The sequence below is a fragment of the Streptomyces sp. NPDC003036 genome (assembly GCF_040611175.1).
Lineage (GTDB): Bacteria > Actinomycetota > Actinomycetes > Streptomycetales > Streptomycetaceae > Streptomyces.
Genome location: NZ_JBEXNO010000034.1, coordinates 25,016 through 49,466 on the forward strand (window position 1 = coordinate 25,016; position 24,451 = coordinate 49,466).

At 71.7% G+C, this 24,451-nt stretch carries 23 protein-coding genes; 7 read left to right on the forward strand and 16 right to left on the reverse strand.

The features are described from left to right. Positions 1-149 precede the first annotated feature (149 nt). The 5 genes from cimA to ureA form a co-directional block, all read right to left on the reverse strand. The gene (gene cimA / locus ABZX67_RS23770) at positions 150-1,778 is read right to left on the reverse strand and encodes a citramalate synthase (protein ID WP_355363354.1); all 1,629 of its coding nucleotides are present in this window, start codon (positions 1,776-1,778) and stop codon (positions 150-152) included. A gap of 344 nt (positions 1,779-2,122) precedes the next feature. Beyond that, positions 2,123-2,665, reverse strand: a complete 543-nt coding sequence (locus tag ABZX67_RS23775) for a TetR/AcrR family transcriptional regulator (RefSeq protein ID WP_355363447.1) — start codon at positions 2,663-2,665, stop codon at positions 2,123-2,125. Positions 2,666-2,787: 122 nt separating this feature from the next. Continuing rightward, positions 2,788-3,798, reverse strand: coding sequence for an agmatine deiminase family protein (locus ABZX67_RS23780; protein WP_355363356.1), 1,011 nt, complete (start codon positions 3,796-3,798; stop codon positions 2,788-2,790). A gap of 25 nt (positions 3,799-3,823) precedes the next feature. After that, the gene (locus ABZX67_RS23785) at positions 3,824-5,545 is read right to left on the reverse strand and encodes an urease subunit alpha (RefSeq protein WP_355363358.1); all 1,722 of its coding nucleotides are present in this window, start codon (positions 5,543-5,545) and stop codon (positions 3,824-3,826) included. Continuing rightward, on the reverse strand, positions 5,542-6,246 hold the full coding sequence (gene ureA, locus ABZX67_RS23790; RefSeq protein ID WP_355363360.1) for an urease subunit gamma: 705 nt from the start codon (positions 6,244-6,246) through the stop codon (positions 5,542-5,544). Before ureA ends, ABZX67_RS23785 begins: the two co-directional genes overlap by 4 nt. A gap of 284 nt (positions 6,247-6,530) precedes the next feature. Here ureA and ABZX67_RS23795 point away from each other — a divergent pair, with 284 nt between their 5' ends. Next, positions 6,531-7,973 (forward strand): cytosine permease, encoded by a 1,443-nt coding sequence (locus ABZX67_RS23795; protein ID WP_355363362.1) that lies wholly within the window; start codon positions 6,531-6,533, stop codon positions 7,971-7,973. A 71-nt stretch (positions 7,974-8,044) separates the two neighbouring features. Here ABZX67_RS23795 and ABZX67_RS23800 read toward each other — a convergent pair whose 3' ends face one another. Both ABZX67_RS23800 and ABZX67_RS23805 read right to left on the reverse strand, forming a co-directional pair. Continuing rightward, positions 8,045-9,136: a branched-chain amino acid aminotransferase gene (locus ABZX67_RS23800; protein ID WP_355363364.1), complete on the reverse strand. Its 1,092-nt coding sequence runs from the start codon at positions 9,134-9,136 to the stop codon at positions 8,045-8,047. 258 nt (positions 9,137-9,394) lie between these two features. Beyond that, entirely contained in the window at positions 9,395-10,438 is a 1,044-nt protein-coding gene (locus ABZX67_RS23805) for a 3-isopropylmalate dehydrogenase (RefSeq protein WP_355363366.1), read from the reverse strand. A 148-nt stretch (positions 10,439-10,586) separates the two neighbouring features. Here ABZX67_RS23805 and ABZX67_RS23810 point away from each other — a divergent pair, with 148 nt between their 5' ends. Beyond that, a complete protein-coding gene (locus ABZX67_RS23810; protein ID WP_355363368.1) occupies positions 10,587-12,170 on the forward strand; it encodes a metallophosphoesterase family protein in 1,584 nt (527 codons plus the stop codon). A 9-nt stretch (positions 12,171-12,179) separates the two neighbouring features. On the opposite strand, the gene ABZX67_RS23815 is transcribed toward ABZX67_RS23810, so the two are convergent. From ABZX67_RS23815 to ABZX67_RS23825, 3 genes are all read right to left on the reverse strand, one after another. Then, entirely contained in the window at positions 12,180-12,314 is a 135-nt protein-coding gene (locus tag ABZX67_RS23815) for a hypothetical protein (RefSeq protein WP_355363370.1), read from the reverse strand. A 261-nt stretch (positions 12,315-12,575) separates the two neighbouring features. Next, a complete protein-coding gene (locus tag ABZX67_RS23820; RefSeq protein ID WP_355363372.1) occupies positions 12,576-13,121 on the reverse strand; it encodes a GNAT family N-acetyltransferase in 546 nt (181 codons plus the stop codon). A gap of 81 nt (positions 13,122-13,202) precedes the next feature. Then, a complete protein-coding gene (locus ABZX67_RS23825; protein WP_355363374.1) occupies positions 13,203-13,820 on the reverse strand; it encodes a DUF1707 domain-containing protein in 618 nt (205 codons plus the stop codon). Between the two features lie 126 nt (positions 13,821-13,946). Between ABZX67_RS23825 and ABZX67_RS23830 the strand changes: the two genes are divergently transcribed. The 3 genes from ABZX67_RS23830 (at position 13,947) to ABZX67_RS23840 (ending at position 15,880) form a co-directional block, all read left to right on the forward strand. Continuing rightward, a complete protein-coding gene (locus tag ABZX67_RS23830; protein ID WP_355363376.1) occupies positions 13,947-14,498 on the forward strand; it encodes a DinB family protein in 552 nt (183 codons plus the stop codon). A gap of 62 nt (positions 14,499-14,560) precedes the next feature. After that, on the forward strand, positions 14,561-15,088 hold the full coding sequence (locus tag ABZX67_RS23835; RefSeq protein WP_355363378.1) for a hypothetical protein: 528 nt from the start codon (positions 14,561-14,563) through the stop codon (positions 15,086-15,088). Positions 15,089-15,175: 87 nt separating this feature from the next. Further along, on the forward strand, positions 15,176-15,880 hold the full coding sequence (locus ABZX67_RS23840; protein WP_355363380.1) for a nitroreductase family protein: 705 nt from the start codon (positions 15,176-15,178) through the stop codon (positions 15,878-15,880). 42 nt (positions 15,881-15,922) lie between these two features. Here the strand turns inward: ABZX67_RS23840 and ABZX67_RS23845 are convergent, their stop codons facing one another. Then, positions 15,923-16,273, reverse strand: a complete 351-nt coding sequence (locus ABZX67_RS23845) for a hypothetical protein (protein WP_355363382.1) — start codon at positions 16,271-16,273, stop codon at positions 15,923-15,925. 144 nt (positions 16,274-16,417) lie between these two features. Here ABZX67_RS23845 and ABZX67_RS23850 point away from each other — a divergent pair, with 144 nt between their 5' ends. Further along, on the forward strand, positions 16,418-17,290 hold the full coding sequence (locus ABZX67_RS23850) for an alpha/beta hydrolase (RefSeq protein ID WP_355363384.1): 873 nt from the start codon (positions 16,418-16,420) through the stop codon (positions 17,288-17,290). Between the two features lie 10 nt (positions 17,291-17,300). Here ABZX67_RS23850 and ABZX67_RS23855 read toward each other — a convergent pair whose 3' ends face one another. From ABZX67_RS23855 to ABZX67_RS23865, 3 genes are all read right to left on the reverse strand, one after another. Continuing rightward, positions 17,301-18,335, reverse strand: a complete 1,035-nt coding sequence (locus ABZX67_RS23855) for a S1 family peptidase (RefSeq protein ID WP_355363386.1) — start codon at positions 18,333-18,335, stop codon at positions 17,301-17,303. 171 nt (positions 18,336-18,506) lie between these two features. Then, on the reverse strand, positions 18,507-20,138 hold the full coding sequence (gene pruA, locus ABZX67_RS23860; RefSeq protein WP_355363388.1) for an L-glutamate gamma-semialdehyde dehydrogenase: 1,632 nt from the start codon (positions 20,136-20,138) through the stop codon (positions 18,507-18,509). 25 nt (positions 20,139-20,163) lie between these two features. Further along, positions 20,164-21,090, reverse strand: a complete 927-nt coding sequence (locus tag ABZX67_RS23865) for a proline dehydrogenase family protein (protein ID WP_355363390.1) — start codon at positions 21,088-21,090, stop codon at positions 20,164-20,166. Between the two features lie 174 nt (positions 21,091-21,264). On the opposite strand from ABZX67_RS23865, the gene ABZX67_RS23870 reads away from it, so the two are divergent. Continuing rightward, the gene (locus ABZX67_RS23870; protein ID WP_355363392.1) at positions 21,265-22,512 is read left to right on the forward strand and encodes a helix-turn-helix domain-containing protein; all 1,248 of its coding nucleotides are present in this window, start codon (positions 21,265-21,267) and stop codon (positions 22,510-22,512) included. Here ABZX67_RS23870 and ABZX67_RS23875 read toward each other — a convergent pair. After that, the gene (locus ABZX67_RS23875; protein WP_355363394.1) at positions 22,493-22,666 is read right to left on the reverse strand and encodes a hypothetical protein; all 174 of its coding nucleotides are present in this window, start codon (positions 22,664-22,666) and stop codon (positions 22,493-22,495) included. The genes ABZX67_RS23870 and ABZX67_RS23875 overlap by 20 nt on opposite strands. A gap of 119 nt (positions 22,667-22,785) precedes the next feature. Beyond that, on the reverse strand, positions 22,786-24,387 hold the full coding sequence (serA, locus tag ABZX67_RS23880) for a phosphoglycerate dehydrogenase (RefSeq protein ID WP_355363396.1): 1,602 nt from the start codon (positions 24,385-24,387) through the stop codon (positions 22,786-22,788). Between the last annotated feature and the right edge of the window lie 64 nt (positions 24,388-24,451).

Consider the following 24,451-nt stretch of genomic DNA (forward strand, 5'->3'; position numbering starts at 1 on the left):
AGGGGCTAATCGGTACATAAGGGGAGCGTGACGCAGTCGCGGCCTCACGGTAGGGGTCGGATCGCAAGGCGGAGGAGGGAGCCTCCCCCGTTGCCCGAAGGGCTACGGGGGCCATGGGCGACCGACGACAACGTGGTTCGGCTCAGTGCTCAGTCCGTGGGCTCCACGCCCGCCCGCAGCAGTCCGTAGGTGTACGCGTCCTCCAGCGCCTGCCACGACGCGGCGATGACGTTCTCGCCGACGCCGACCGTCGACCACTCGCCGGCGCCGTCGCTCGTGGTGATCAGGACGCGGGTGGTCGACTGCGTACCGTGCACGCCCTCCAGGATGCGGACCTTGTAGTCCACCAGCTCCAGCTTGGCGAGCTGCGGGTAGATCCGCTCCAGCCCGGCGCGCATGGCGAGGTCCAGGGCGTTGACCGGGCCGTTGCCCTCCGCGGTGGTGACGATGCGCTCGCCCTTGGCCCACAGCTTGACGGTGGCCTCGTTGGCGTGGGTGCCGTCGGGGCGGTCCTCGACGATCGCGCGCCACGACTCCGTACGGAAGTAGCGCCGCGCCCTGCCCTCGACCTCCGCGCGCAGCAGCAGCTCGAAGGAGGCGTCGGCGGCCTCGTACGTGTAGCCCTTGAGCTCGCGCTCCTTGACGCGCTCGACGACCCGGCCGACCAGCTCGCGGTCGCCGCCGAGGTCGATGCCGAGCTCCTTGCCCTTGAGCTCGATGGAGGCGCGGCCCGCCATGTCGGAGACGAGCATCCGCATGGTGTTGCCGACCAGCTCGGGGTCGATGTGCTGGTAGAGGTCCGGATCCACCTTGATCGCGGAGGCGTGGAGCCCGGCCTTGTGGGCGAAGGCGGAGACACCGACGTACGGCTGGTGGGTGGAGGGGGTCAGGTTGACCACCTCGGCGATGGCGTGGGAGATGCGGGTCATCTCGCGCAGCGCGCCCTCGGGGAGGACCTTGCGGCCGTACTTCAGCTCCAGCGCGGCGACGACCGGGAAGAGGTTGGCGTTGCCGACGCGCTCGCCGTAGCCGTTGGCGGTGCACTGGACGTGGGTGGCGCCCGCGTCCACGGCGGCGAGGGTGTTGGCGACGGCGCAGCCGGTGTCGTCCTGGGCGTGGATGCCCAGGCGGGCGCCGGTGTCGGCGTGGACGGTGGAGACGACGGCCTGGATCTGGGCGGGCAGCATGCCGCCGTTGGTGTCGCACAGCACGACGACGTCGGCCCCGGCCTCGTACGCGGCGCGGACGACCGCCTTGGCGTAGGCGGGGTTCTCCCGGTAGCCGTCGAAGAAGTGCTCGCAGTCGACGAAGACCCGGCGGCCCTGCTCGCGCAGGTACGAGACGGTGTCGGCGACCATCGCGAGGTTCTCGTCCAGCGTGGTGCGCAGGGCCAGCTCGACGTGGCGGTCGTGGGACTTGGCGACCAGCGTGATCACCGGGGCGCCCGAGTCGAGGAGCGCCTTGACCTGCGGGTCCTCGGCGGCGGTGGTGCCGGCGCGGCGGGTGGCGCCGAAGGCGACGAGCTGCGCGTGCTTCAGCCGCAGCTCGCTCGCCGCGCGGGCGAAGAACTCGGTGTCGCGCGGGTTGGCGCCGGGCCAGCCGCCCTCGATGAAGCCCACGCCGAAGTCGTCCAGGTGCCGGGCGATGGTCAGCTTGTCGGCGACGGTGAGGTTGATCCCCTCACGCTGGGCGCCGTCGCGCAGCGTGGTGTCGAAGACATGGAAACTGTCGTCGACGGGGCTCGCGTCGACGGAATGGCTGTCGGTCTCCGTGGTCATGACGGTGATGGCTCCTGTTGGATACGGCTCCGGACGTTTAGCTCCACTGCCCCCATCGTCGCGCGCCGCTCGCTTCCGCCGGGGGTAGGTGCCGGAAAACGAAAAAACCTCTCGCGGGTGCGAGAGGTCTGCGCGCGGGTCTGAGGCACGGTGTCCACTGCCGCGGGGGTTCTTGCCGCGAGTTCAGCGGTCACTGCGGACCGGCGCGCTGCTGCCCATAATCATGGTGGTAGCAAGCACCCGGGCAGTTTGCCACAGATGGGAAGACCGGTGGGGGCGAGTCTCACGATGCGGTCGCCCGCCCCCCTCTCGCGGTCACGGTATGCGGGTCACGGTTGTGGGTGTCACGGTATGAGGCTGTCCTCGATGAACTCCCGGACGTGGTCGAGCACCTGCGCCCGCCCGGTGCCCGGGATGCCCACGGCGACATGCACGCTGAACCCGTCCAGCAGCGCGCGCAGCCGCGCCGCGTACCGGTCGGGGTCGACGGGCCGCAGCTCGCCACGCGAGACGCCCTCGGCGAGCAGCGCCACCAGGTCGCGGTGCCAGGCACCCTCGATGGCGGCCTGGCGCGCGCGGGCGTCGTCGTCGGCGTTCTGCGACCGGTTCCACACCTCCAGCCACAGCGTCCAGTGCGGGTCGCGCGGCCCGTCGGGCACGTACAGGTCGACGTACGCCGCGAGCCGCTCCCGCACCGGTGTCGACTGGGGCGAGAGCAGCGCGCTGCGCTCGGCGCCGAGCCTGCCCTCGCTCCACTCCAGGGTCTGGAGCAGCAGCTCGTCCTTGGTGCGGAAGTAGTAGAGCAGGTGACCGCTGCTCATCCCGACCTCCCGCCCGAGTCCCGCCATGGTGAGCCCTTCGAGCCCGCGCTCGGCGATGGTCTCCATGGCGGCGGCGAGCACCTCTTCGCGCGGCGGCGCGGCGTTGCGGCCTCGCCGCCGCGTGACGGGAAGGGGCCCTGAAGGCGCCTGGGGTGGTTCGTTCACTCGTACGTTGTACCCGATCGGGCTCAGACCTTGGGCTGCTGCTGGGTGATGCAGTGGATGCCGCCGCCGCCCGCGAAGATCGCGCGGGCGTCGACCAGCGTGACCGTACGGTCCGGGAAGAGGCGGCGGAAGATGCCGGCCGCTATCTCGTCGCGCGGGTCGTCGAAGGCGCACAGCACCACGCCGCCGTTGCAGATGTAGTGGTTGATGTAGGAGTAGTCGACCCACTCGCCGTCCTCCTGGAGGACGGTCGGCGCGGGGATCTCGACGACCTCCAGGCGGCGGCCCTTGGCGTCCGTCTGGTTGCGCAGCAGCTCGACGTTGGCCTTGCACAGCTCGTGGTCCGGGTGGGCCGGGTCGGGCTGGGTGTGGACGACGACCGTGCCGGGGCGGGCGAAGGCGGCGACGATGTCGACGTGGCCGCGGGTGCCGTACATGCCGTAGTCGCCGGTCAGGCCGCGCGGCAGCCAGATCGCCTTGGTGGTGCCGAGCTTGGCGTGGATCTCGGCCTCGACCTGCTCGCGGGTCCACTCGGGGTTCCGCTCGGGGCCGAGCTGCACGGTGTCGGTGAGGAGGACGGTGCCCTCGCCGTCGACGTGGATGGCGCCGCCCTCGTTCACGAGGGGGCTGCTGTGTACGGGCACGCCCGCGAGGTCCGCGACATGGCGGGCGATCTTGGAGTCGTGCTCCCAGCGCGCCCAGTCGGCGGCGCCCCAGCCGTTGAAGACCCAGTCCACGGCCGCGAGCTGCTCGCCGTCGGTGACGAAGGTCGGGCCGATGTCGCGCATCCAGGCGTCGTCCAGGTCCCGCTCGACCAGGTCGATGTCCGGGCCGAGGAGCTCGCGGGCGGACTCCTCCTGGCCGGGGCCGTGCACCACGGTGACCGGCTCGAAGCGCCGGACGGCTCGGGCGACCGACGCCCAGGCGCGGCGCGCCTCCGCCAGCTCCTCGTCGTTGGTGAAGGTCGGGTTGGGGCCGGGCCAGGCCATCCAGGTGCGCTCGTGCGGGGCCCATTCGGCGGGCATGCGGAACATCGCGTGATCCTTCACAGGAGGTACTTCAGAGGAAGTAGAGGCGGTTGAGGGAGACGTAGTCGGCGGGGTCCGAGCGGACCGGGTCGCCGTCGAGCGTGACGAGCCCGGTGCGCTCGTCGACGGCCACCTCTCCGATACGGGAGTTGAGGAGCAGGTTTCCGGGGCCGATGCCGCGCGTGCCGCGCACCGCGACCCGGCGTCGGCGCGTCGGCATCTTGTCGGCGCCGAGCTGCGCCGCCGCGCCCGAGACGAAGGCGACGGAGATGTCGGCGGCGGTGGCGCCGTGCGCGCCGAACTGCGGGCCGAGCACGAGCGGTTCGCACGTGTCGGTGGCGGCGTTCGGATCGCCCACGACCCCGTACGCGGGGAAGCCCGACTTGAGCACGAGCTGCGGCTTGGCGCCGAAGAACTCCGGCCGCCACAGCACGATGTCGGCGAGCTTGCCGACCTCGATCGAGCCGACCTCGTGCGCGAGGCCGTGGGCGATCGCCGGGTTGATGGTGAGCTTGGCCATGTAGCGCAGGACGCGGGCGTTGTCGTCCCCGTCCCCGTCGCCGTCCAGCGGGCCGAGCTCGGCCTTCATCTTCCCGGCCATGGCGAAGGTCCGGCGTACGGTCTCGCCGGCCCTTCCCATGCCCTGCGCGTCCGACGACGTGATGCCGATCGCGCCGAGGTCGTGGAGGACGTCCTCCGCGCCCATCGTCCCGGCCCGGATCCGGTCGCGGGCCATGGCCGCGTCGCCGGGCAGGTCGGTCTTCAGGTCGTGGACGGAGACGATCATGCCGTAGTGCTCGGCGACCGCGTCCCGGCCGAAGGGGAGGGTGGGGTTGGTGGACGAGCCGATGACGTTCGGCACGCCCGCCATCTTCAGGACGTTGGGGACGTGGCCGCCGCCGCAGCCCTCGATGTGGAAGGCGTGGATGGTGCGGCCTTCCAGGACCTTGAGGGTGTCCTCCACCGACAGGCACTCGTTGAGGCCGTCGCTGTGCAGCGCGACCTGGACGTCGTACTCCTCCGCCACGCGCAGCGCCGTGTCCAGCGCGCGGGTGTGGGCGCCCATGTCCTCGTGGACCTTGAAGCCGGAGGCGCCGCCCTCGGCGAGCGCCTCGACCAGCGGGGCCTCGTGGGAGGACGAGCCGCGGCCGAGGAAGCCGATGTTGACGGGCCAGGCGTCGAAGGCGTTGAAGGCGTGGCGCAGCGCCCACGGCGAGTTGACGCCGACGCCCCACACCGGGCCGAACTCCTGGCCGATGATCGTGGTCACGCCGGAGGCGAGCGACGCCTCCATGATGCGCGGCGACAGCAGGTGGACGTGGGTGTCGACGGCGCCCGCGGTGGCGATGAGGCCCTCGCCGGAGACGATGGACGTGCCGGTGCCGATGACGACGTCGACGCCGTCGAGGGTGTCGGGGTTGCCGGCGCGGCCGATGGCGTGGATGCGGCCCTCGCGGATGCCGATGGACACCTTGCGGATGCCCTGGACGGCGTCGATCACGAGGACGTTGCTGATCACGACGTCGCAGGTCTCGCGGACGGCCGCGGCCTTCAGGTGCAGGCCGTCGCGGGCCGTCTTGCCGAAGCCGGCCAGGAACTCCTCGCCGTACCGCTGCGAGTCGGACTCGACCCGGACGGTCAGGCCCGAGTCGCCGAGGCGGACGCGGTCGCCGGCGCGGGGGCCGTGGGTGGCGGCGTACTCGTACGGGGTGAGGCGGCGCGCTTCGGCGGGGTGGCCTCCGGGGCGGCTCATCGCTCGACCTCCTGCTCAGTGGTGTCCGGTACGCCGAGGTAGCCGCAGGCGGCGGCGCGGCGCAGTGCTTCCTCGCGGGCGCCCGGGGCGTCCAGCGGCCCGTCGACCAGGCCGGCGAAGCCGATCGCGATGCGGTCGCCGCCGATCGGCACCAGCCCGACCTCCTCGCTCTCGCCCGGCCCGAAGCGGACGGACGATCCGGCGGGGACGGCGAGCCGCATGCCGTAGGCGCGGGCGCGGTCGAAGTCGAGCCGCGGGTTGGCCTCGAAGAAGTGGAAGTGCGAGGTGACGGAGACCGGCACCTTCGCGGTGTTGGTGACCCGCAGGCGCACCACGGGCTCGGGGTCGGAGTGCTCCGGGCCCGGCAGCAGCGCGCCCGGCGCCTGGTCGCCCAGGCCTCCCCCGATGGGGTCGCTGACCACGGCGAGCCGCGAGCCGTCGTCGAAGACGGCCTCGACATGGACCTCGGTCACGACGTCCGCGACGCCCGGCAGGACGTCGTCGGGTCCCAGCACCGACCGGGCGGCCTCGATCGCCTCGGCGAGGCGCTTGCCGTCGCGGGCGGCCTCGCAGACGGTGTCCGCGATGAGGGCGGTCGCCTCGGGCACATTGAGCCGGAGGCCACGGGCCCGGCGGGCCCGGGCGAGCTCGGCGGCGCCGAAGAGCAGCAGCCGGTCGCGTTCCGTGGGGGTCAGTCGCACGTCACCACACCTTCCTGTTTGAGCACCACTCTAACCACAAGATTTCTTAACGAGAAGCATTGACGCGGGTGCGCGACGTGGGTCACATTGAGCGCCGCTCCAATTAGAGCGACACTCAAATCTACGAACGCAGCACCAGGCGAGTGAGCCGAAGGGGCGCGGCGGTGTCGAAAGGGAGAACGCGCGGAGGTTCGTGAGGGACCAGCGGACCGAGCACGATCGACCGTCGAGACCGCCTTGGGCGCCCCGGAAGTGAACCGAGCCCCCAAAAGAGGGAGCAGCGCATGCAGATCGAACAGCGCGGAGTCGACACCATCCCCGAAGCGGAACGCACCAGCGGGCCGCGTGACCTCATCTCGATCCTGCTCGGATCGAACCTGTGCCTGGGCGTGATCGTCTTCGGCTGGCTGCCGGTCTCCTTCGGCCTCGGCCTGTGGCCCGCCGTCACCTCGGTCCTGGCCGGCACGGTCGTCGGCGTGATCGTGACGGCGCCGCTCGCGCTCGTCTCCCTGCGCACCGCGACCAACCTCTCCACCTCCAGCGGCGCCTTCTTCGGCGTACGCGGCCGGCTCGTCGGCTCGATCGTGGGCCTCCTGCTGTCGCTCGGGTACACCGCGCTGACGCTGTGGATCGGCGGCGACGTGATGATCGGCACGCTGGCCCGGCTGGTCGGCCTGCCGGACGGCGGAGCGGTGCACGCCGCGGTGTACACCGTGCTCGCCGGCTGCACGGTGGTCGCCGCCGTGTACGGCTACCGGCTGCTGCTGCGCCTGAGCAAGGCGCTCGCCATCGGGATGACGCTGCTGCTCGCCCTCGGCATCGTCGCGTACGCGGGCGACTTCACGGCCGCGCCGCCGCCGGACACGCCGTACCTGCTGGGCTCCTTCTGGCCGACCTGGCTGCTGTCCGCCGTGGCGGCGGGCCTGAGCGGGCCGATCGCCTTCATCACGCTGCTCGGCGACTACACGCGCTACATGTCCCCCCAGCGGCACAGCTCGCGCACGGTGTGGTGGGCGACCTGCGCGGGCCTGCTGCTGGGGCTGCTCGTGCCGCAGCTGTTCGGTACGTTCACGGCGCTCGCCGCCCGCGCCGGGCTGGACTACGCCGGGCCGCTCGTCGACACCTCGCCGGTCTGGTACCTCGTGCCGCTGTTCCTGGCCGCCACGGCGGGCTCGGTGGGCAACGCGGGCCTGATGCTCTACTCGATGGGCCTCGACCTGGACGCGATCATCCCGCGGGCCACGCGCACCGCGGCCACGCTGGTGGTGGCGGTCGTCGCGACGGCGTTCGTCTTCCTCGGCCACTTCGCGTGGGACGCGCAGTCCGCGATGACGTCGTTCGTGCTGCTGCTGACGGCGATCGGCACCCCGTGGGCGGTCATCACGCTGATGGGCCACGCCCGCTGCGGCGGTGCGTACGACCCCGAGGCGCTCCAGGTCTACAACCGGCGCGCGAAGGGCGGCGCCTACTGGTACCGCGCCGGCTGGGAGCCGCGCGCGACGGCCGCCTGGACGCTGGGCGCGGTCGTGGGCCTCTCGGCGGTCTCGACTCCGCTGTACGAGGGTCCGCTGCTGTCGCTGACCGGCGGCGTGGACTGCTCCTTCATCCTGTCGGGGCTGGTGGGCGGGGTCGTGTACGCCGCCCTCACCGCCACCTCCAAGGCGGCCGCCCCGGCCGCCGACCCGGCGCCCGCCTCCGCGCCGGAACCCGAGACCGCCGCGTCCTGACGCGCGGCACAGCGGAACGCCCGCACCCTCGAGCGGGGGGTGCGGGCGTTCCCATGCTCTCCGGGACCGGTTCAGCCGATCTTGTGCGTCCAGCCGTGCGGGTCCTCGGCGGCGCCGGTCTGGATGTCCAGCAGCGCCTGGCGCAGCTTCAGCGTGACCTCGCCCGGCTCGCCGCCCGACTGGGTCCACTCGCCCTTCTCCGACTTGACCAGGCCGACCGGCGTGATGACGGCGGCCGTACCGCAGGCGAAGACCTCGGTGAGGGTGCCGTTCTCGGTGTCCCGCTGCCACTGCTCGGTGGAGATGCGGCCCTCCTCGGACTCGTACCCGAGGTCGCGGGCGAGCCGGAGGAGCGAGTCACGGGTGATGCCGGCGAGGAGGGAGCCGGTGAGCTCGGGGGTGACGATCTTGTCCCCGTACACGAAGTACAGGTTCATGCCGCCCATCTCCTCGACCCACTTGTGCTCCAGCGCGTCGAGCCAGACCACCTGGTCGCAGCCCTTCTCGGCCGCCTCGGCCTGCGCGAGCAGCGAGGCCGCGTAGTTGCCGCCGGTCTTGGCGAAGCCCATGCCGCCGGGGACGGCGCGGACGTAGTTCTCCGACAGCCAGACCGAGACGGGCTTCACGCCGCCGGGGAAGTACGCGCCGGCGGGCGAGGCGATGACGATGAAGAGGTACTCGTTCGCCGGGCGGACACCGAGCCCGACCTCGTTGGCGATCATGAACGGCCGCAGGTACAGCGACTCCTCGCCGCCGTGCGGCGGCACCCACGCCTGGTCCTGCCGGACGAGCGCGTCGCAGGCGGCGACGAACGTCTCGATGGGCAGCTCCGGCATCGCCAGGCGGCGCGCCGAGCGCTGGAACCGCTCGGCGTTCGCCTCGGGCCGGAACATCGAGATCGAGCCGTCGGGGCGGCGGTACGCCTTCAGGCCCTCGAAGATCTCCTGCGCGTAGTGCAGGGTCATGTTCGCCGGGTCGATGGACAGCGGCGCGTACGGCGTCAGCTGGGCGTCGTGCCAGCCGCGCCCTTCCGTCCACTTGATCGTCACCATGTGGTCGGTGAAGTGGCGGCCGAATCCGGGGTTGGCCAGGATCGCCTCGCGCTCCGCGTCGGACAGCGGGTTCGAGGAGGGCTTGAGCTCGATCGTGGGCGTCGTCGTCATGAGTGCTGTGTCCTTCACCGGTTGGTTGTGACGGACCGCGCTCACGCCGCTACGACTTGCTAGGACGTCCGAGCTTTCCCGCATGCCGCGGCCCCGCGTTCGATTATCGCCCGCGTGAGCCCATGAACGAAACGGTATGGAGGAGGAGCGGTTGAGTGCGGTCCAGGGGTTGATGGTGGCACCCGGGGCCGCACAGGAGAAGCCGCCGGGTGCGGATGCGACCCGGCGGCTGTGTCTGAGGGTTCTCCAGTCGGCGGGTCAGCTCGCTACGCGTACCGCGAGCGCGTCGCCGATCTCGTCCGTCGTACGCGGCGTCGAGCCGTCACGGGCCGCCAGGTCGGCGGCGACGGCGTCCTCGATGCGGACGGCCTCGGCCTCGTACCCGAGGTGGCGCAGGAGCAGCGCGACGGAGAGGATCGTCGCGGTGGGGTCGGCCTTGCCCTGGCCCGCGATGTCGGGCGCGGAGCCGTGGACGGGCTCGAACATCGACGGGAAGGCACCCGTCGGGTTGATGTTGCCGGAGGCCGCCAGGCCGATGCCACCGGTCACGGCAGCGGCGAGGTCGGTGAGGATGTCACCGAAGAGGTTGTCGGTGACGATGACGTCGAAGCGCTCCGGCTGCGTGACGAAGAAGATCGTCGCGGCGTCGACGTGCAGGTAGTCGGTGGTGACGTCCGGGTACTCCGCGCCGACCTTGTCGAAGATCTTCTTCCACATGTGGCCGGCGTAGACGAGCACGTTGTTCTTGTGGACCAGCGTCAGCTTCTTGCGCGGGCGGGCGTTGGCCCGCTCGTACGCGTCACGGACGACACGCTCGACGCCGTACGCCGTGTTGAGGCTGACCTCCGTGGCGACCTCGTGATCCGTGCCCGTCCGCAGCGAGCCGCCGTTGCCGGTGTACGGGCCCTCGGTGCCCTCGCGGACGACGACGAAGTCGATGTCGGGGCGGCCGGCCAGCGGGGTCGCGGTGTTCGGGAAGAGCTTCGACGGGCGCAGGTTCACGTAGTGGTCGAAGGCGAAGCGCAGCTTCAGCAGCAGGCCGCGCTCCAGGACGCCGGACGGCACGGAGGGGTCGCCGATCGCGCCGAGCAGGATCGCGTCGTGGTTCTTGAGCGACTCCAGCTCCGCGTCGGGGAGGGTGTCCCCGGTGCGGTGCCAGCGCTGGGCGCCGAGGTCGTACTCCTTGGTCTCCAGCTTCACATCCTGCGGAAGGACGGAGCGAAGGACCTTGAGGCCCTGGGCCACGACCTCCTGGCCGATGCCGTCACCGGGGATCACTGCGAGATTGATGCTGCGAGACATGACGGCACCCTACTCCCGGGTCCAGTGCCCGGACATGCACAGTCCATGATGTGGACGCCTTTCGGCCGACTTCCCGCGCGCGTGTTCGTCGGATTTCGTTCATCCGGAGTCTGGCGGCGCGTCGGAAGTTACTGGCAAGTTGCCTGGCATGACTGAAGACACCCCACGCTTCGGCATCCCCGAGCCCCTCACCCGCCGCATGTCCATGCCCGAGCAGCACGCGTACCTGCGGGCGAGGCTCTCCCGTCGGCGGGTGCTGACGGGAACGGCGGCCGCCGGCGCGGCGGTCGGCCTGTCGGCGGCCCCGGCCTCCGCCGCCTCCCCCGCCTTCACCTCCCCCACCCTCGTCACCGCGCCCGCCACCGCGGGTGTCGACGGCTCGCTCGTCGCCCCCTTCGGGCGCCACCTCGCCTTCGGCGCCGACCCCAGGACGCAGATGCGCGTCTCCTGGCAGGTGCCGCTCGCGGTGTCCCGGCCGTACGTACGGATCGGGCTCGCGCCCTGGGAGCTGAGCCGGAAGATCGAGGCCGAGGTGCGGCCGCTGCACACGCCGTCGCTGTCGCGCAAGCTGCCGGCGGTCGACCAGTACTACCTGCACGCCGGACTGGACGGGCTGCGGCCGGGGACCACGTACTACTACGGCGTCGGGCACGACGGCTTCGACCCGGCCGCCCCCGCCCGGCTGGGCACGATCGGCTCGTTCCGTACGGCTCCGGCAACGCCGCCCGAGCGGTTCGTCTTCACGGCCTTCGGCGACCAGGGCGTGAGCTACCACGCGCTCGCCAACGACCAGCTGATCCTGGGGCAGGGCCCGGCGTTCCACCTCCACGCGGGCGACATCTGCTACGCGGACGACAGCGGGCACGGCACGACGTCGGACACGTACGACGCGCGCGTCTGGGACCAGTTCCTGGCGCAGACGGAGAGCGTGGCGGCGAGCGTGCCGTGGATGGTGACGACCGGCAACCACGACATGGAGGCGTGGTACTCGCCCCACGGCTACGGCGGCCAGTCGGCCCGCTTCTCCCTCCCGGAGAACGGCCCGGACCCGGCGCGGGCACCCGGCGTCTACTCGTTCGTCTATGGCAACGTCGGCGTCGTCGCGCTGGACGCCAACGACGTGTCGTACGAGATCCCGGCCAACCTGGGCTACACGGACGGCGCCCAGACCGCCTGGCTCGACCGGCGGCTCGGCGCGCTGCGGCGCGATCCGGCGGTGGACTTCGTCGTGGTCTTCTTCCACCACTGCGCGTACTCGACGTCGACGCACGCCTCGGACGGCGGAGTCCGGGACGCGTGGGTGCCGCTGTTCGCCAAGCACCAGGTGGACCTGGTGATCAACGGCCACAACCACGTCTACGAGCGGACCGACGCGATCAAGGGCGGCGAGGTGGGGCGGCCGGTGCCGATCGGCGCCACCACCGATCCGGTGCGGGACGGGATCGTGTACGTGACGGCGGGCGGCGCGGGCAGGGAGCTGTACGGCTTCGGGCCGGGCGTGCGGGACAGCTACGAGGGGCGTGTCCACGACCACGACCACATCCTGACGTTCCACTGGACGAAGGCGCGGCTGCCGGACCCGGACGTCGTGGAGTGGTCACGCGTGCGGTACACCGGCTTCTCGTTCCTCGCGGTGGAGGCCGTGAGCGGTTCCTCGCCGGTCCTCAAGGTGTCGGCGCTCGCGGAGAGCGGGCAGCGGATCGATCATTTCGAGGTGCGGCGCTCGAGCTGAACGGTGAGCTCAGTGGCCGGTCGCGCCGCCGTTGTCCCTGCGGTCGAGGGCCCGCTGGAGGGCGGCGGCGGCGTTCTTGCGCTCGGCGTCGTCGGGGCGGGCCGCGGTGTGGCGGACACGGCGGCGGAGGGTCTGAGAGGCCATGGTGGTCGACTCCTTGAGATCAGCTGGTCGGCTGGAGGATCAGCGGGGGATCAGCGAGATGATCGAAGGCGCCGGAAGGGGCGGGGAGCGCTGCCGCAGGGGTGACCTGCTCGGGCACGGGCGCTCGCGACCGCCATTCGCTGGATGGAGCGAGACGTTCGGCTTCTACAACGCTACGCGTGGGCCACGCATCTGTCTCCACAATTACTCGGACTTCCTACTATCTGAGACGCGGCCGCCCCCGCGGCCCGAATGCGGGGGTTACAGCACGTCGCCGTCGCGCCAGTCGAACATCAGCGCGCCCGTCTCCGCCGCCGGAAGCGGCCGCCCTGCGGCGGGCCGCAGATAGGTGGAGTCCTCCTCGTCGGGCAGGTGCACCACGCCGCCCGGCCCGTACGCCTCGACCCGGCCGTTCCACAGCTGCCAGCCGCGCGCCCGGTACAGCTCGGCCCCCTCGTCGGACGCCGACAGCGCGCCGAACGCGTACGCCCCGTCGATGACCTCCTCCAGCGCGGCCATCACCCGGCCGCCGAGGCCCTGCCGGCGCCGGTCGGCCCGTACGGCGACGCCCTCGACGTACCCGACGCGGTACGCGCGCCCCGCGTGCACCACCCGGCGCATGATCACGCTGCCGTGCGCCGCGATGCCGCGCTCGTCCTCCACGTAGGCGTGGACGCCGCCGAGTCCGTGGTCCCAGTCCTCCTCACCGAAGTCCCCGTCGAAGGCGGTCTCCAGCATCGCGCGGAGGGCGTCGAGCGCGGCGGGGGTGAGCGCGTAGGTGTGCGCGGTGCGCAGCGAGTCGGTCATACGGCCCACTGTGGCAGTCCCGGTACGCCGAACTCACGTGCGCGACCGCTCCATGGTGGGGATCCGGCCAGGCCAGACCGCCTAGTCGGCGGGCGGGTTGCTGCTCAGCTTGCGCCGTTCCCGGCGATTCGGGTGGCGGATGACCACTCCCCCCATGCCGCCGGACCCGGTGAGCCTGATCAGCGGCGTTCCCGGGAGCCGGCCGGGGGTGGTCTCGTCCTTCAGGCCGCCGAGGCCGGGGTCCATGCCGCTGGTGTCCGCGGCCCAGCCGTCGGGGATGACGATCGTGACACCGGCGGTCTCCCCGTACGCCTCCACCGCGACCTCCGCGAGGCGGCACTCGGCCCGGGTGAAGTCGACCTTCACGCCCCCCACGTCTCCGTGAGCGATCACGCGACCGGGAACCTCCCAGCGGCCGGGGCCTACGGAGGCGCCGAACACGCCGCCTTTGAGCGCCAGCGGCGGTCGGCCCTCCGAGGAGTGCGGCCTCGGCAGGTCGGCGGTGAGGGCAGCCAGCTCGGCTCGGGTCTTGGACGTGAGCGCCTGCTCAACGCGCGCGTCCAGCTCGTCGAAATCGATGCGCCCCTCGGCTGCCGCATCGCGCAGCTGCTCCACCACTGCTTCCCGTTCGTCGTGAGAGGCGCGGAGCTCTCCGAAGGGGACACGGCGCGGAGAGGGCTCCGGTGGCTGGGGGGTCATGACCACCAGGATACGCAGCCGGCGGCTGAGCGGACGGGGATCGCCCACCTCAATCGCCGCCTGAAACCCGCCCGTTGGGGCCATGCCCGGCGTCCACGTCCGGCGCGCGTGGTGAATGATGGGAGCATGACGAGCCTGAGCAGGAGAGCCGAATTCTTTACGGGTACGGAGGACGACGGCCGGTTCAGCGGCCCCGCGACCGGTGACGAGCGGCGCATGCTGGTCAGCGTCCTGGCGGCCCAGCGCGCGACCCTGGAGCTGAAGTGCACAGGTCTGGACGGGGAGTTGTCTCGGCGGTCCGTGGAACCGTCCACACTCTCGCTGCTCGGCCTCATCAGGCATCTCGCGGATGTCGAGCGCCGCTGGTTCCGGCAGGTGCTGGCCGGGCAGGACGCGGCCCTTCGCTTCTCGTCGAGCGCGGCCCCAGACGGGGACTTCGACGGTGCGGTGTCCGACCCCGCGGTCATCGCGGAGGCGTGGGAGGCGTGGCGTTCCGAAGTGGCCTTCGCCGAACGGTTCGCCGCCGAGGCACCCGACCTCGACGTCGAGGGCCACGACGAGTGGCGCGGGACGGTGTCGCTGCGCTGGGTGCTCATCCACATGATCGAGGAGTACGCCCGGCACAACGGGCACGCCGACCTGCTCCGGGAGCGGATCGACGGAGCGATCGGCGTGTGAGCGCACGGCCCAGGTCCCGTCCGGCCCCGACCGGCACGGAATCCGCAGGGCAGAATGCCCGTATGACCGATCTTGTGACGCCGGGACGGCTGCCGGCATCCGTCACCGCGCCTGATCTGCTGGAACTCGCCGCGGGGTACCACGCCCGCGCCGTCACCCCATTGGGCACGCACGAGGCGTCGGGGCACCTCGTGAAGGTGTACGCGATCGAGGCGCCCGGACGTGTGGTCGCCGACCAGGAGAGGTCCGCGGCGCTGAAGCTGGCCGCGGACCACCTGGCGTTGGCGGGGGCCCGCGGTTCCCTCGGGCTCGCCGTGCTGCTCGTGCACGCCGGCGGTGACGGTGACTACACCCTCGTCCACACCTGGATCGAGGGGTACATGTCCGATCTGGCGATCTTCGCAGGACCCGCAGGAGACCCCGGTCGGATGCGCCCCGGGCGGCAGGGCCTCGCCCCCTGCGTATGGGAGGAAGCGGTGCTGGCGCACGAGCGGGACGCGTTCACCAGGCACGTGCTGAGCGGGGAAGGCGAGCTCGAACAGCGGCTGGCGGCATGGAGCGGCGACGTCCTGAAGGGAGACGTCCGGTGACGGACGGGCGGCGGGACCGCGTCCGGTAGCGGCGTACGTGCGCCACGGTCTTCCCGTGGGCCACATCCGCGCCGCACACTCGGCCTCATGTCATCCACGACCGAACGACGGTGGACGCCCACCCACGGCGCCGCCTACCGCCCCGTCCCGTACCGCCCCGAGCGCATGTCCGCGGCCGAGTCCCTGGCCCGCGCGGCGGAGCTGCGCGAGCGCATGGACCAGCGGCGTACGGTACGGCAGTTCGCGCCCGACCCGGTTCCGGAGCAGGTGGTGCGCGACGCCATCGCGTGCGCGTCGACCGCCCCGTCCGGCGCGCACCAGCAGCCGTGGACGTTCGTCCTCGTCAAGGACCCGGACGTCCGCCGGCGCATCCGTGAGGCCGCCGAGCGGGAGGAGCAGGTCTCGTACGACGGCCGGCTCGGCGAGGAGTGGCTGGCGGCACTGCGGCCGCTCGGCACGGACGCGGTGAAGCCGCACCTGACGGACGCCCCGGCCCTGATCGTGGTGTTCCAGCAGCGCTACTGGCTGGGCGCCGACGGCACCAAGCACAAGCACTACTACGTGGACGAGTCGGTGGGCATCGCCGTCGGCATGCTGCTGTCGGCCCTGCACCTGTCGGGCCTGGCGGCCCTGGTGCACACACCGAGCCCGATGCGCTTCCTGTCCCAGGTGCTGGGCCGCCCCGAGAACGAGAAGGCCTTCGCGGTCGTCCCGGTGGGCTACCCCGCGGACGACTGCGAGGTGCCCGATCTCGTACGGAAGTCCCTGGACCAGGTGCTGGTCGAGGTCTGACGGCCCGGGGCCCGACAGTCCGGGCCTGACGGCCCGTCGGGCTTACAGCCGACCGCCGGTGAGACGCGACAGCGGCCCGCGCTGCCGCAGGCCCGCGCGCCGGCCGAGCACGTAGGAGCCGGCCACGGCGGTGGCGACACTCGCGCCCGCCCCGGCCACGACGGCCTTGCGGGCCTTGACCACCGTCCACACGACACCCGCCGTGCCGGCGGCCCGCTCGGCGGCCGTCGACGCGGCGGACACGGCGGTCCGCTGCACGGTCCGCGCCGTGGCGAGTGCCTTGTCGGCGGTCACCCCGCCGATGCCCCGCGCGGACTCGGCGGCGTCCTGGACGGCCTTCTTGGGGGCCGTGGTGGATTCCTGCTTCTGGTTTGTCTTCGTCGTCTGCGCCATGGGGTTCCGTGTAACCGGCTGAGGCGCTCCGAAACTGACCACCTTCACGCGACCTCCCCCTAACCCCTCAACAGGCATTGACGGGTTGGATGTCGGCGTGGTTATCTCTCGACTAACCAGTCATGCATCTACAGGGGGTTAGGCATGCCCGTTCACCACCGCACCACCACCGTCCGCGGCCACGAGATCTTCTACCGGGAGGCCGGACCCGCGGACGCCCCCGTCCTGCTCCTGCTGCACGGCTTCCCCACCAGCTCGCACATGTTCCGCGACCTGATCCCCCGGCTCGCCGACCGCTACCGCGTCATCGCCCCCGACCACCTCGGCTTCGGCCGCTCCGCCGCGCCCTCCCCCGACGCCTTCCCGTACGGCTTCGCCGAACTGGCCTCCCTGACGCGGGAGTTCACCGAGCAGCTCGGACTCACCCGGTTCGCGCTCTACATCCAGGACTACGGCGCCCCCATCGGCCTGCGCCTCGCCCTCGCCCACCCCGAGCGGATCACCGCGATCGTGACGCAGAACGGCAACGCGTACGAGGAGGGGCTCGGCGCCGACGCGTGGGCGCCGGTCCTGGCACTGATCGCCGACCGCACCCCGGACACCGAGGCGCCGGTGCGTGCGATCCGCTCGCTCGACGGCATCCGGTGGCAGTACACCCACGGCGTACCCGACGACCTGCGGTCGCTGCTCAACCCCGACGCCTGGCACCACGACGCGGCGCTGATGGCCCGGGAGGGCCAGGACCGCATCCAGCTCGACCTGATCGCCGACTACGGCTCCAACTTCGCCCTCTACCCGGCCTTCCAGGCGTACTTCCGCGACAGCGGAGTGCCGCTGCTCGCGGTCTGGGGCGCGTACGACGAGATCTTCGTGCCGGCCGGCGCGGAGGCGTTCCGCCGGGACCTGCCCGACGCGGAGGTGCACCTCCTGCCGACCGGCCACTTCGCGCTGGAGACGCACGCGGCGGAGATCGCCGCTCTGATGGACGACTTCCTCACCCGCCGCGTGGCCGCCTGACGAGCGCGGATCAGTAGACGGTGACGCCGTACGCGCTCAGCGCCTCCCGCACCGGCTGATGGATGGCCGAGCCGTTCGTACCCGTGCAGCCCGAGCTGCCGGAGTGGATGCCGAGCGCGACCGAGCCGGCGAAGTGGGCGCCGCCGCTGTCGCCGCCGGCGGAGCAGGCGGTGGTGCGGACCATGCCGTAGACCGGGCCGTCGCTGTAGTTGACGGTGACGTTCACGGCGGTGACCGTCCCGCTGGTCACCTTGGTCGTGGAGCCGCTCTTCTTGATGGCCTGGCCCACGACCGCGTCCGCCGCGGAGGCGATGTCCTGGAAGGAGCCGTTGTAGAGGGTGACGCTGCCGGGCGTGTCGGCCGTGTTGGTGTAGCGCACGAGGCCGTAGTCGTTGGTGGGGAAGCTGGTGCCTTCCCGGACGCCGATCTGCGCACCGCCGGAGGTGGCCGACCAGCTGGAGGCGGCGTTGGTGCAGTGCCCGGCCGTCAGGAAGTACCTGGTGCTCCCCTTCTGGACGTTGAAGGCCGCCGAGCAGCGGTAGCCGCCGCCGTAAACGGCGTCGCCGCCCGCCACCTCGCGCGTGAAGACGCCCGGTACGCGGCTGACGCGTACCGCTCCGTCGAGCGAGGCGGCGACCTTCCGGAGCCGGGCCAGGTCGCGGGCCGAGACGGAGGAGTCGGCCTCGACGGCGATCTGGTTGGTGCGCGGGTCCAGGCCCCAGGAGGTGCCGGGTATCTTCGCCCGGGACTCCAGCGCGGCCATGGCGGCGTCGAGTTCGGCGGCACCGCGCTCGACGATCCGCGGTACGGCCCCGGCGGCGCGGGCCCGCTCGGCGGCGGCCTCGGAGGTGACGGTGGCGATCAGCCGGCCGTCCTCGACGTACGTACCGGCGCTGTCGGCGCCGAGCTGCCGCTCGACGGCGGAGTCGACGGCGTGGACGCTGACGGGGTCCGCGGCTCCGGCGGGGGTGGCGCCGAAGCCGAGCGAGCCTAAGACGAGTGCGGCGGACAGGGCGATGCGCGCACGGGTGGTGCGTCGTCTCATCCCGGGTCTCCTTCGTCGTGAATGACGGGTGGGGTACCGGGAATTTGACATGTCCATCACATGAGCACAAGGGTGCGCGCACAGGGAGCCGCCCCCGTCCGGCGTGGGGGCCGGGACGGGGGCGGCGCTCAGGGGGCGACGCGCGAGGGAGCGCCGCTCAGCGGGCGGAGATCAGCCCATGTGCGGGTACGTGTAGTCCGTCGGCGGGACCAGCGTCTCCTTGATGGCGCGGGTCAGCGTCCAGCGCATCAGGTTCTGCGGGGCGCCCGCCTTGTCGTTCGTACCGGAGGCGCGGCCACCGCCGAAGGGCTGCTGGCCGACGACGGCGCCGGTCGACTTGTCGTTGATGTAGAAGTTGCCCGCGGCGTACCGCAGCTTCTCCATCGTGTACGCGGCGGCGGCGCGGTCGTTGGCGATGACCGAGCCGGTCAGGGCGTACGCCGACACCGACTCCATCTGCTCCAGCATCGCGTCGTACTGGTCGTCCTCGTACACGTACACCGCGAGGATCGGGCCGAAGTACTCGGTCGTGAAGACCTCGTTCTCGGGGTCGGTGCACGCGATGACGGTCGGGCGGACGAAGTAGCCGACCGAGTCGTCGTACGTGCCGCCCGCGACGATCGTGCAGGTCGGGTCGGCCTTGGCTCGGTCGATGGCGGCCTTGTTCTTGGCGAAGGCCCGCTCGTCGATGACGGCGCCGATGAAGTTCGTCAGGTCGGTGACGTCACCCATCTTGATGCCGTCGACCTCGGTGGCGAACTCCTCCTTGAAGCCGGAGTTCCAGATCGAGGCCGGGATGTACGCGCGCGAGGTCGCCGAGCACTTCTGGCCCTGGAACTCGAAGGCGCCGCGGGTCAGCGCGGTCTTCAGGACGGCGCGGTCGGCGCTCGGGTGCGCGACGACGAAGTCCTTGCCGCCCGTCTCGCCGACGATGCGAGGGTAGGAGCGGTACTTCTCGATGTTGTTGCCGACCGTCTTCCACAGGTGCTGGAAGGTCTTGGTCGAACCGGTGAAGTGGATGCCGGCGAGCATCGGGTGGTTCAGGGCCACCTCGGAGACGGCGATGCCGTCGCCCGTCACCAGGTTGATGACGCCCTTGGGCAGCCCGGCCTCCTCCAGCAGCTCCATGAGCAGCACGGCGGCGTGGGTCTGCGTCGGGGACGGCTTCCAGACCACCACGTTGCCCATGAGCGCCGGGGCGGTGGGGAGGTTGCCCGCGATGGCCGTGAAGTTGAAGGGCGTGATCGCGTAGACGAAGCCCTCCAGCGGGCGGTGGTCGAGGCGGTTCCAGACACCCGGGGAGTTGGCCGGCGGCTGCTCGGCGAGCAGGTCGCGGGCGTACTTGACGTTGAAGCGCCAGAAGTCGACGAGCTCGCACGGCGTGTCGATCTCGGCCTGCTGGGCGGTCTTGGACTGGCCGAGCATGGTCGAGGCGGCCATGGTCTCGCGCCACGGGCCGGCCAGCAGCTCGGCGGCGCGCAGGATGATCGCCGCGCGGTCGTCGAAGGACATCGCGCGCCACGCCGGGGCGGCGGCGAGGGCCGCGTCGATGGCGTCCTGGGCGTCCGCCTGCGTGGCGGCCGCGAAGGTGCCGAGGACCTTGGCGTGGTTGTGCGGCTGTACGACGTCGACGCGCTCACCGCCGCCCATCCGCTTGACGCCGCCGATGGTCATCGGCAGGTCGATCGGGTTCTCGGCGAGCTCCTTGAGCTTGGCCTCGAGGCGGATGCGCTCGGCCGAGCCGGGGGCGTAGGTGTGAACCGGCTCGTTGACCGGAGCGGGGACCTGGGTCACAGCGTCCATGAGTTCCGAATCTCCTTCTGATTCTTCAGTTCTTGGTGATCATCGAGCGGACGAAGAACAGCAGGTTGGCCGGCTTCTCCGCGAGGCGGCGCATGAAGTACCCGTACCAGTCCGTTCCGTACGCGGTGTAGACGCGCATCCGGTGCCCCTCGGCGGCGAGCCGCACGTGCTCGTCGCTGCGGATCCCGTACAGCATCTGGAACTCGTACTCGTCCAGTTTGCGCCCGGCGCGGCGCGCGAGCTCCTGGCCGACGGCGATGAGCCGCGGGTCGTGCGACCCGATCATCGGGTAGCCGTCACCCTCCATCAGGATCTTCAGGATCCGGACGTACGCCTTGTCGATCTCGTGCTTGTCCTGGTACGCGACCTCGGCGGGCTCCTTGTAGGCGCCCTTCACGATCCGTACGCGGCTGCCGTTCGCGGCGAGGCGGCGGGCGTCCTCCTCGGTGCGGAAGAGGTACGCCTGGATGACGCAGCCCGTCTGCGGGAAGTCCTTCCGCAGCTCCTCGTGGATGGCGAACATCGAGTCGAGGGTGGTGTGGTCCTCCGCGTCCAGCGTCACGGTGGTGCCGATCGCGGCGGCGGCCTCGACGACCGGGCGGACGTTCGCGAGGGCCAGCTCGTGCCCGCCCTCCAGCGCCTGGCCGAACATGGACAGCTTGACCGACATCTCGGCCTTCGCGCCGAGGTCCAGCACCTTGAGGCGCTCGATGAGCTCCAGGTAGGCGTCGCGCGCGGCGGCGGCCTGCTCCCGGGTCGTGATGTCCTCGCCGACGACGTCCAGGGTGACTTCCAGGCCCTTGGCGATGGTCTCCTCGACGATCGGGACGACCTGGTCGACCGTCTCGCCCGCGATGAAGCGGGCGACGACCTGCTTGGTGCCCGGGGCGGCAGAGACGAAACGGCGCATCTTGTCGCTGCGCGAGGCGGCAAGGATCACGGGACCCAGCACGGGGCACCTCCACGGAACACGGATGGAAGGAGGCCGTTCCGGAACAGATCCGGAACAGCACGGAGAACCACCGTGAAACCTAAGGATCGCGCGGATGCGCTGCCATCGACAGCTGTCACGCATCCGTGCCCCGCATCTCATACATCTGTCTGAGAGGGGTGACAGAATGTCCGGGTGAAGGCGGATTACCAGGACCTGGTCGATGAGATCTCGGCGCTGCTGGGCGCCCCCGCGACGCTGGAGAACCGGGATTTCGGGCTGATCGCCTTCGGCGCGCACGACAGCGACGACGACTCCGCGATGGACCCCGTCCGGACGCGGTCGATCCTGACCCGGAAGTCCACGCCCGCGGTGCGCGCCTGGTTCGAGGGCTTCGGCATCACGCGGGCGACCGGCCCGGTCCGCATCCCCGCCGCCCCGGACGCGGGCGTCTACCGCGGCCGGATCTGTCTGCCGGTACGCCATCGGGGTGTCGTCCTCGGGTACGTCTGGCTCCTCGACGCCGACCCGGGGCCTTCGCCCGAACGGCTGACGGCCGCCATGGAGGTGGCCTCCCGGATCGGCGCGCTGCTGGCGGACGAGGAGCGCGCGGGCGCCGACCTCTCGCGCGAGCTGCGCGCCGTCCTCACGGCCGAGCGCGGCTGGCAGTACGACATGGCGCTGGCGGCGCTGCGCACGGCCCTGGGCCCGGACGCGGAGGGCGTGCACGCGCTGGTGTGCGTGGCCCCGTGGCCGGGCGCGGACACCCCGTCGGTACGGATCGCGCCGGGCGCGGCGGCTCTGTGCACGCTGCCGTGGCCGGACCGGGAGGCCCCGCAGTCGGCCCCGGCCCCGGGTCCACAGGCTCTCGCCGCCCTGATCCGGCTCCGCTCGGCCGACGCCCCGGCCCCCGCGCTCACCGCGGCCGCCCGCCTCCGGGACGCGGCCGGCGCCGCGTCGCCGACCCCGTCGGCCGCCACGCCCACCGCCGCGTGGGCGACGCGCGCCGCGGCCGGGAGGAGCGCCGGTGACGGCGTCGTCGCCGGGGTGGCCGACCCTCGGCGCGGGCTGGGCGACCTCGCGGGGGCGTGGCGGGAGGCGACGTCCGCCGCCCGTGCGGCCATGGCCCAGCCCCGGCTCGGGCCGCTCGCCCCGTGGGCGTCGATCGGACCGTACCGGCTCCTGACGTCCCTCCCGGCGACCGCGCCCTCCGACCCGGCGGTCCGCACCCTGCTCGCACCCGCCCATACGGAACTGGCCCGCACGGCCGAGGTGTTCCTCGACTGCGCGGGCCAGGCGGGCCGCACGGCGGCGGCCCTGGGCATCCACCGGCAGACGCTCTACTACCGCCTCTCACGCGTGGAGCAGCTGACCGGCCTCGACCTCGACGAGGGCGAGGACCGGCTCCTGCTCCACATGGCGCTCAAGTCCCACCGGCTGTGAGCAGAGGTCCTGGCGGAGCAGAGGTCCCTAGCGGACGAACTGCGCGTACTCCTCGAAGTCGATCGAGGGCCACCCTCAGCTCCTCGGCGGTGATGTAACCGTCCCCGTCCGTGTCGATCGCGTCGAACCGCTGCCGCTTGTCGGTGTTGCTCATGCCAGGGCCTTTCGCTGCGGTGCTGTGCGGTCCGGACGTGCACCTGAAGCGCGAACAGCAACGCACCCGGCCCGCGGAGCTTTCCGCGGGCCGGGTGCGGGAACGTACAGAGGTACGCGTCAGGCCAGGTTCACCGAACGGGCCGACGTGGCGCCGATCTCCTCCGCGACGTCGTTCAGGACCTGCTGCGGCACGGTGTCGTCCACGGTGAGGACCGCGAGTGCCTCGCCGCCCTCGGCCGCACGGGCGACCTGCATGCCGGCGATGTTGAGCCCGGCTTCGCCGAGGATGCGGCCCACGGTGCCGACGACACCGGGACGGTCCTCGTACCGCAGGACGATCATGTGGTCGGCGAGCGCCAGGTCGACGTCGTAGTCGCCGACGGCGACGATCTTCTGGAGGTGCTTCGGGCCGGCCAGGGTGCCGGAGACCGCGACCTCCTCACCGTCGGAGAGCGTGCCGCGCACGGTGACCACGTTGCGGTGGTCGGGGGACTCGGAGCTGGTGGTGAGACGGACCTCGACGCCGCGCTCCTGCGCGAACAGCGGGGCGTTGACGTACGAGACGGTCTCGTCGACGACGTCCTCGAAGACGCCCTTGAGCGCGGAGAGCTCCAGCACCTTGACGTCGTGCTGGGTGATCTCGCCGTAGACCTCGACGTCCAGTCGTACGGCGACCTCGCCCGCCAGCGCGGTGAAGATCCGGCCGAGGTGCTCGGCGAGCGGCAGGCCCGGCTTGACGTCCTCGGCGATGACACCGCCCTGGACGTTGACCGCGTCCGGCACGAGCTCACCGGCGAGCGCGAGGCGCACCGAGCGGGCGACCGCGATACCGGCCTTCTCCTGCGCCTCGTCCGTCGACGCGCCGAGGTGCGGGGTGCACACCACCTGGTCAAGCTCGAACAGCGGGGAGTCGGTGCACGGCTCCTTCGCGTACACGTCGAGGCCCGCGCCCGCGACGCGGCCCTCCTTGAGCGCCGCGTACAGCGCCGCCTCGTCGACGATCCCGCCGCGCGCGGCGTTGACGATGCGGACGGTCGGCTTGACCTTGTGCAGCGCCTCGTCGCCGATGAGGCCGAGCGTCTCGGGGGTCTTCGGCAGGTGGACGGTGATGAAGTCGGAGACCTCCAGCAGCTCGTCCAGGGAGAGCAGCTTGACGCCCATCTGGGCGGCGCGCGCCGGCTGGACGTAGGGGTCGTACGCGACGATCTTCATGCCGAAGGCCGACATGCGCTGGGCGACCAGGACGCCGATGCGACCGAGGCCGACGACGCCGAGGGTCTTCTCGCTGAGCTCGACGCCGGTGTACTTGCTGCGCTTCCACTCGCCGTTCTTGAGGGCGGTGTTGGCCTGCGGGATGTTGCGCGCGGTGGCGATGAGCAGGCCGCACGCGAGCTCGGCGGCGGTGACGATGTTGGAGGTCGGCGCGTTGACGACCATCACGCCGGCCTTGGTGGCGGCGGAGACGTCGACGTTGTCGAGGCCGACGCCCGCGCGGGCGATGACCTTCAGCCGCTTGGCGGCGGCGATGGCCTCGGAGTCGACCTTGGTCGCGGAGCGCACCAGGATCGCGTCCACGTCCGCGATGGCGGGGAGCAGTTCGGCCCGGTCGGCGCCGTTGCAGTGCCGGATGTCGAAGTCCGGACCCAGCGCGTCGACAGTGGCGGGCGACAGCTCTTCAGCGATGAGTACAACCGGCTTATTCGTGGGGTGCGAGCTCACGTGAGTCCTCACAAGTCCAGTGCGGAGGCCGTCCCGACGGCCGCAGGCGGTGGAGGGGGCATGC

Excerpts from the sequence above, each read along its gene's own strand:
- ABZX67_RS23785 (WP_355363358.1), bottom strand. The coding sequence starts at position 5,545 with ATGAGCCGCCCCGGAGGCCACCCCGCCGAAGCGCGCCGCCTCACCCCG.
- ABZX67_RS23815 (WP_355363370.1), bottom strand. The coding sequence starts at position 12,314 with ATGGCCTCTCAGACCCTCCGCCGCCGTGTCCGCCACACCGCGGCCCGC.
- pruA (WP_355363388.1), bottom strand. The coding sequence starts at position 20,138 with ATGGACGCTGTGACCCAGGTCCCCGCTCCGGTCAACGAGCCGGTTCAC.
- ABZX67_RS23805 (WP_355363366.1), bottom strand. The coding sequence starts at position 10,438 with ATGTCTCGCAGCATCAATCTCGCAGTGATCCCCGGTGACGGCATCGGC.
- ABZX67_RS23840 (WP_355363380.1), top strand. The coding sequence starts at position 15,176 with ATGTCATCCACGACCGAACGACGGTGGACGCCCACCCACGGCGCCGCC.
- ABZX67_RS23800 (WP_355363364.1), bottom strand. The coding sequence starts at position 9,136 with ATGACGACGACGCCCACGATCGAGCTCAAGCCCTCCTCGAACCCGCTG.
- ABZX67_RS23820 (WP_355363372.1), bottom strand. The coding sequence starts at position 13,121 with ATGACCGACTCGCTGCGCACCGCGCACACCTACGCGCTCACCCCCGCC.
- ABZX67_RS23795 (WP_355363362.1), top strand. The coding sequence starts at position 6,531 with ATGCAGATCGAACAGCGCGGAGTCGACACCATCCCCGAAGCGGAACGC.
- ABZX67_RS23775 (WP_355363447.1), bottom strand. The coding sequence starts at position 2,665 with ATGGAGACCATCGCCGAGCGCGGGCTCGAAGGGCTCACCATGGCGGGA.
- ABZX67_RS23845 (WP_355363382.1), bottom strand. The coding sequence starts at position 16,273 with ATGGCGCAGACGACGAAGACAAACCAGAAGCAGGAATCCACCACGGCC.
- ABZX67_RS23875 (WP_355363394.1), bottom strand. The coding sequence starts at position 22,666 with ATGAGCAACACCGACAAGCGGCAGCGGTTCGACGCGATCGACACGGAC.
- ABZX67_RS23830 (WP_355363376.1), top strand. The coding sequence starts at position 13,947 with ATGACGAGCCTGAGCAGGAGAGCCGAATTCTTTACGGGTACGGAGGAC.
- cimA (WP_355363354.1), bottom strand. The coding sequence starts at position 1,778 with ATGACCACGGAGACCGACAGCCATTCCGTCGACGCGAGCCCCGTCGAC.
- ABZX67_RS23825 (WP_355363374.1), bottom strand. The coding sequence starts at position 13,820 with ATGACCCCCCAGCCACCGGAGCCCTCTCCGCGCCGTGTCCCCTTCGGA.
- ABZX67_RS23855 (WP_355363386.1), bottom strand. The coding sequence starts at position 18,335 with ATGAGACGACGCACCACCCGTGCGCGCATCGCCCTGTCCGCCGCACTC.
- ABZX67_RS23850 (WP_355363384.1), top strand. The coding sequence starts at position 16,418 with ATGCCCGTTCACCACCGCACCACCACCGTCCGCGGCCACGAGATCTTC.
- ABZX67_RS23810 (WP_355363368.1), top strand. The coding sequence starts at position 10,587 with ATGACTGAAGACACCCCACGCTTCGGCATCCCCGAGCCCCTCACCCGC.
- ABZX67_RS23780 (WP_355363356.1), bottom strand. The coding sequence starts at position 3,798 with ATGTTCCGCATGCCCGCCGAATGGGCCCCGCACGAGCGCACCTGGATG.
- ABZX67_RS23835 (WP_355363378.1), top strand. The coding sequence starts at position 14,561 with ATGACCGATCTTGTGACGCCGGGACGGCTGCCGGCATCCGTCACCGCG.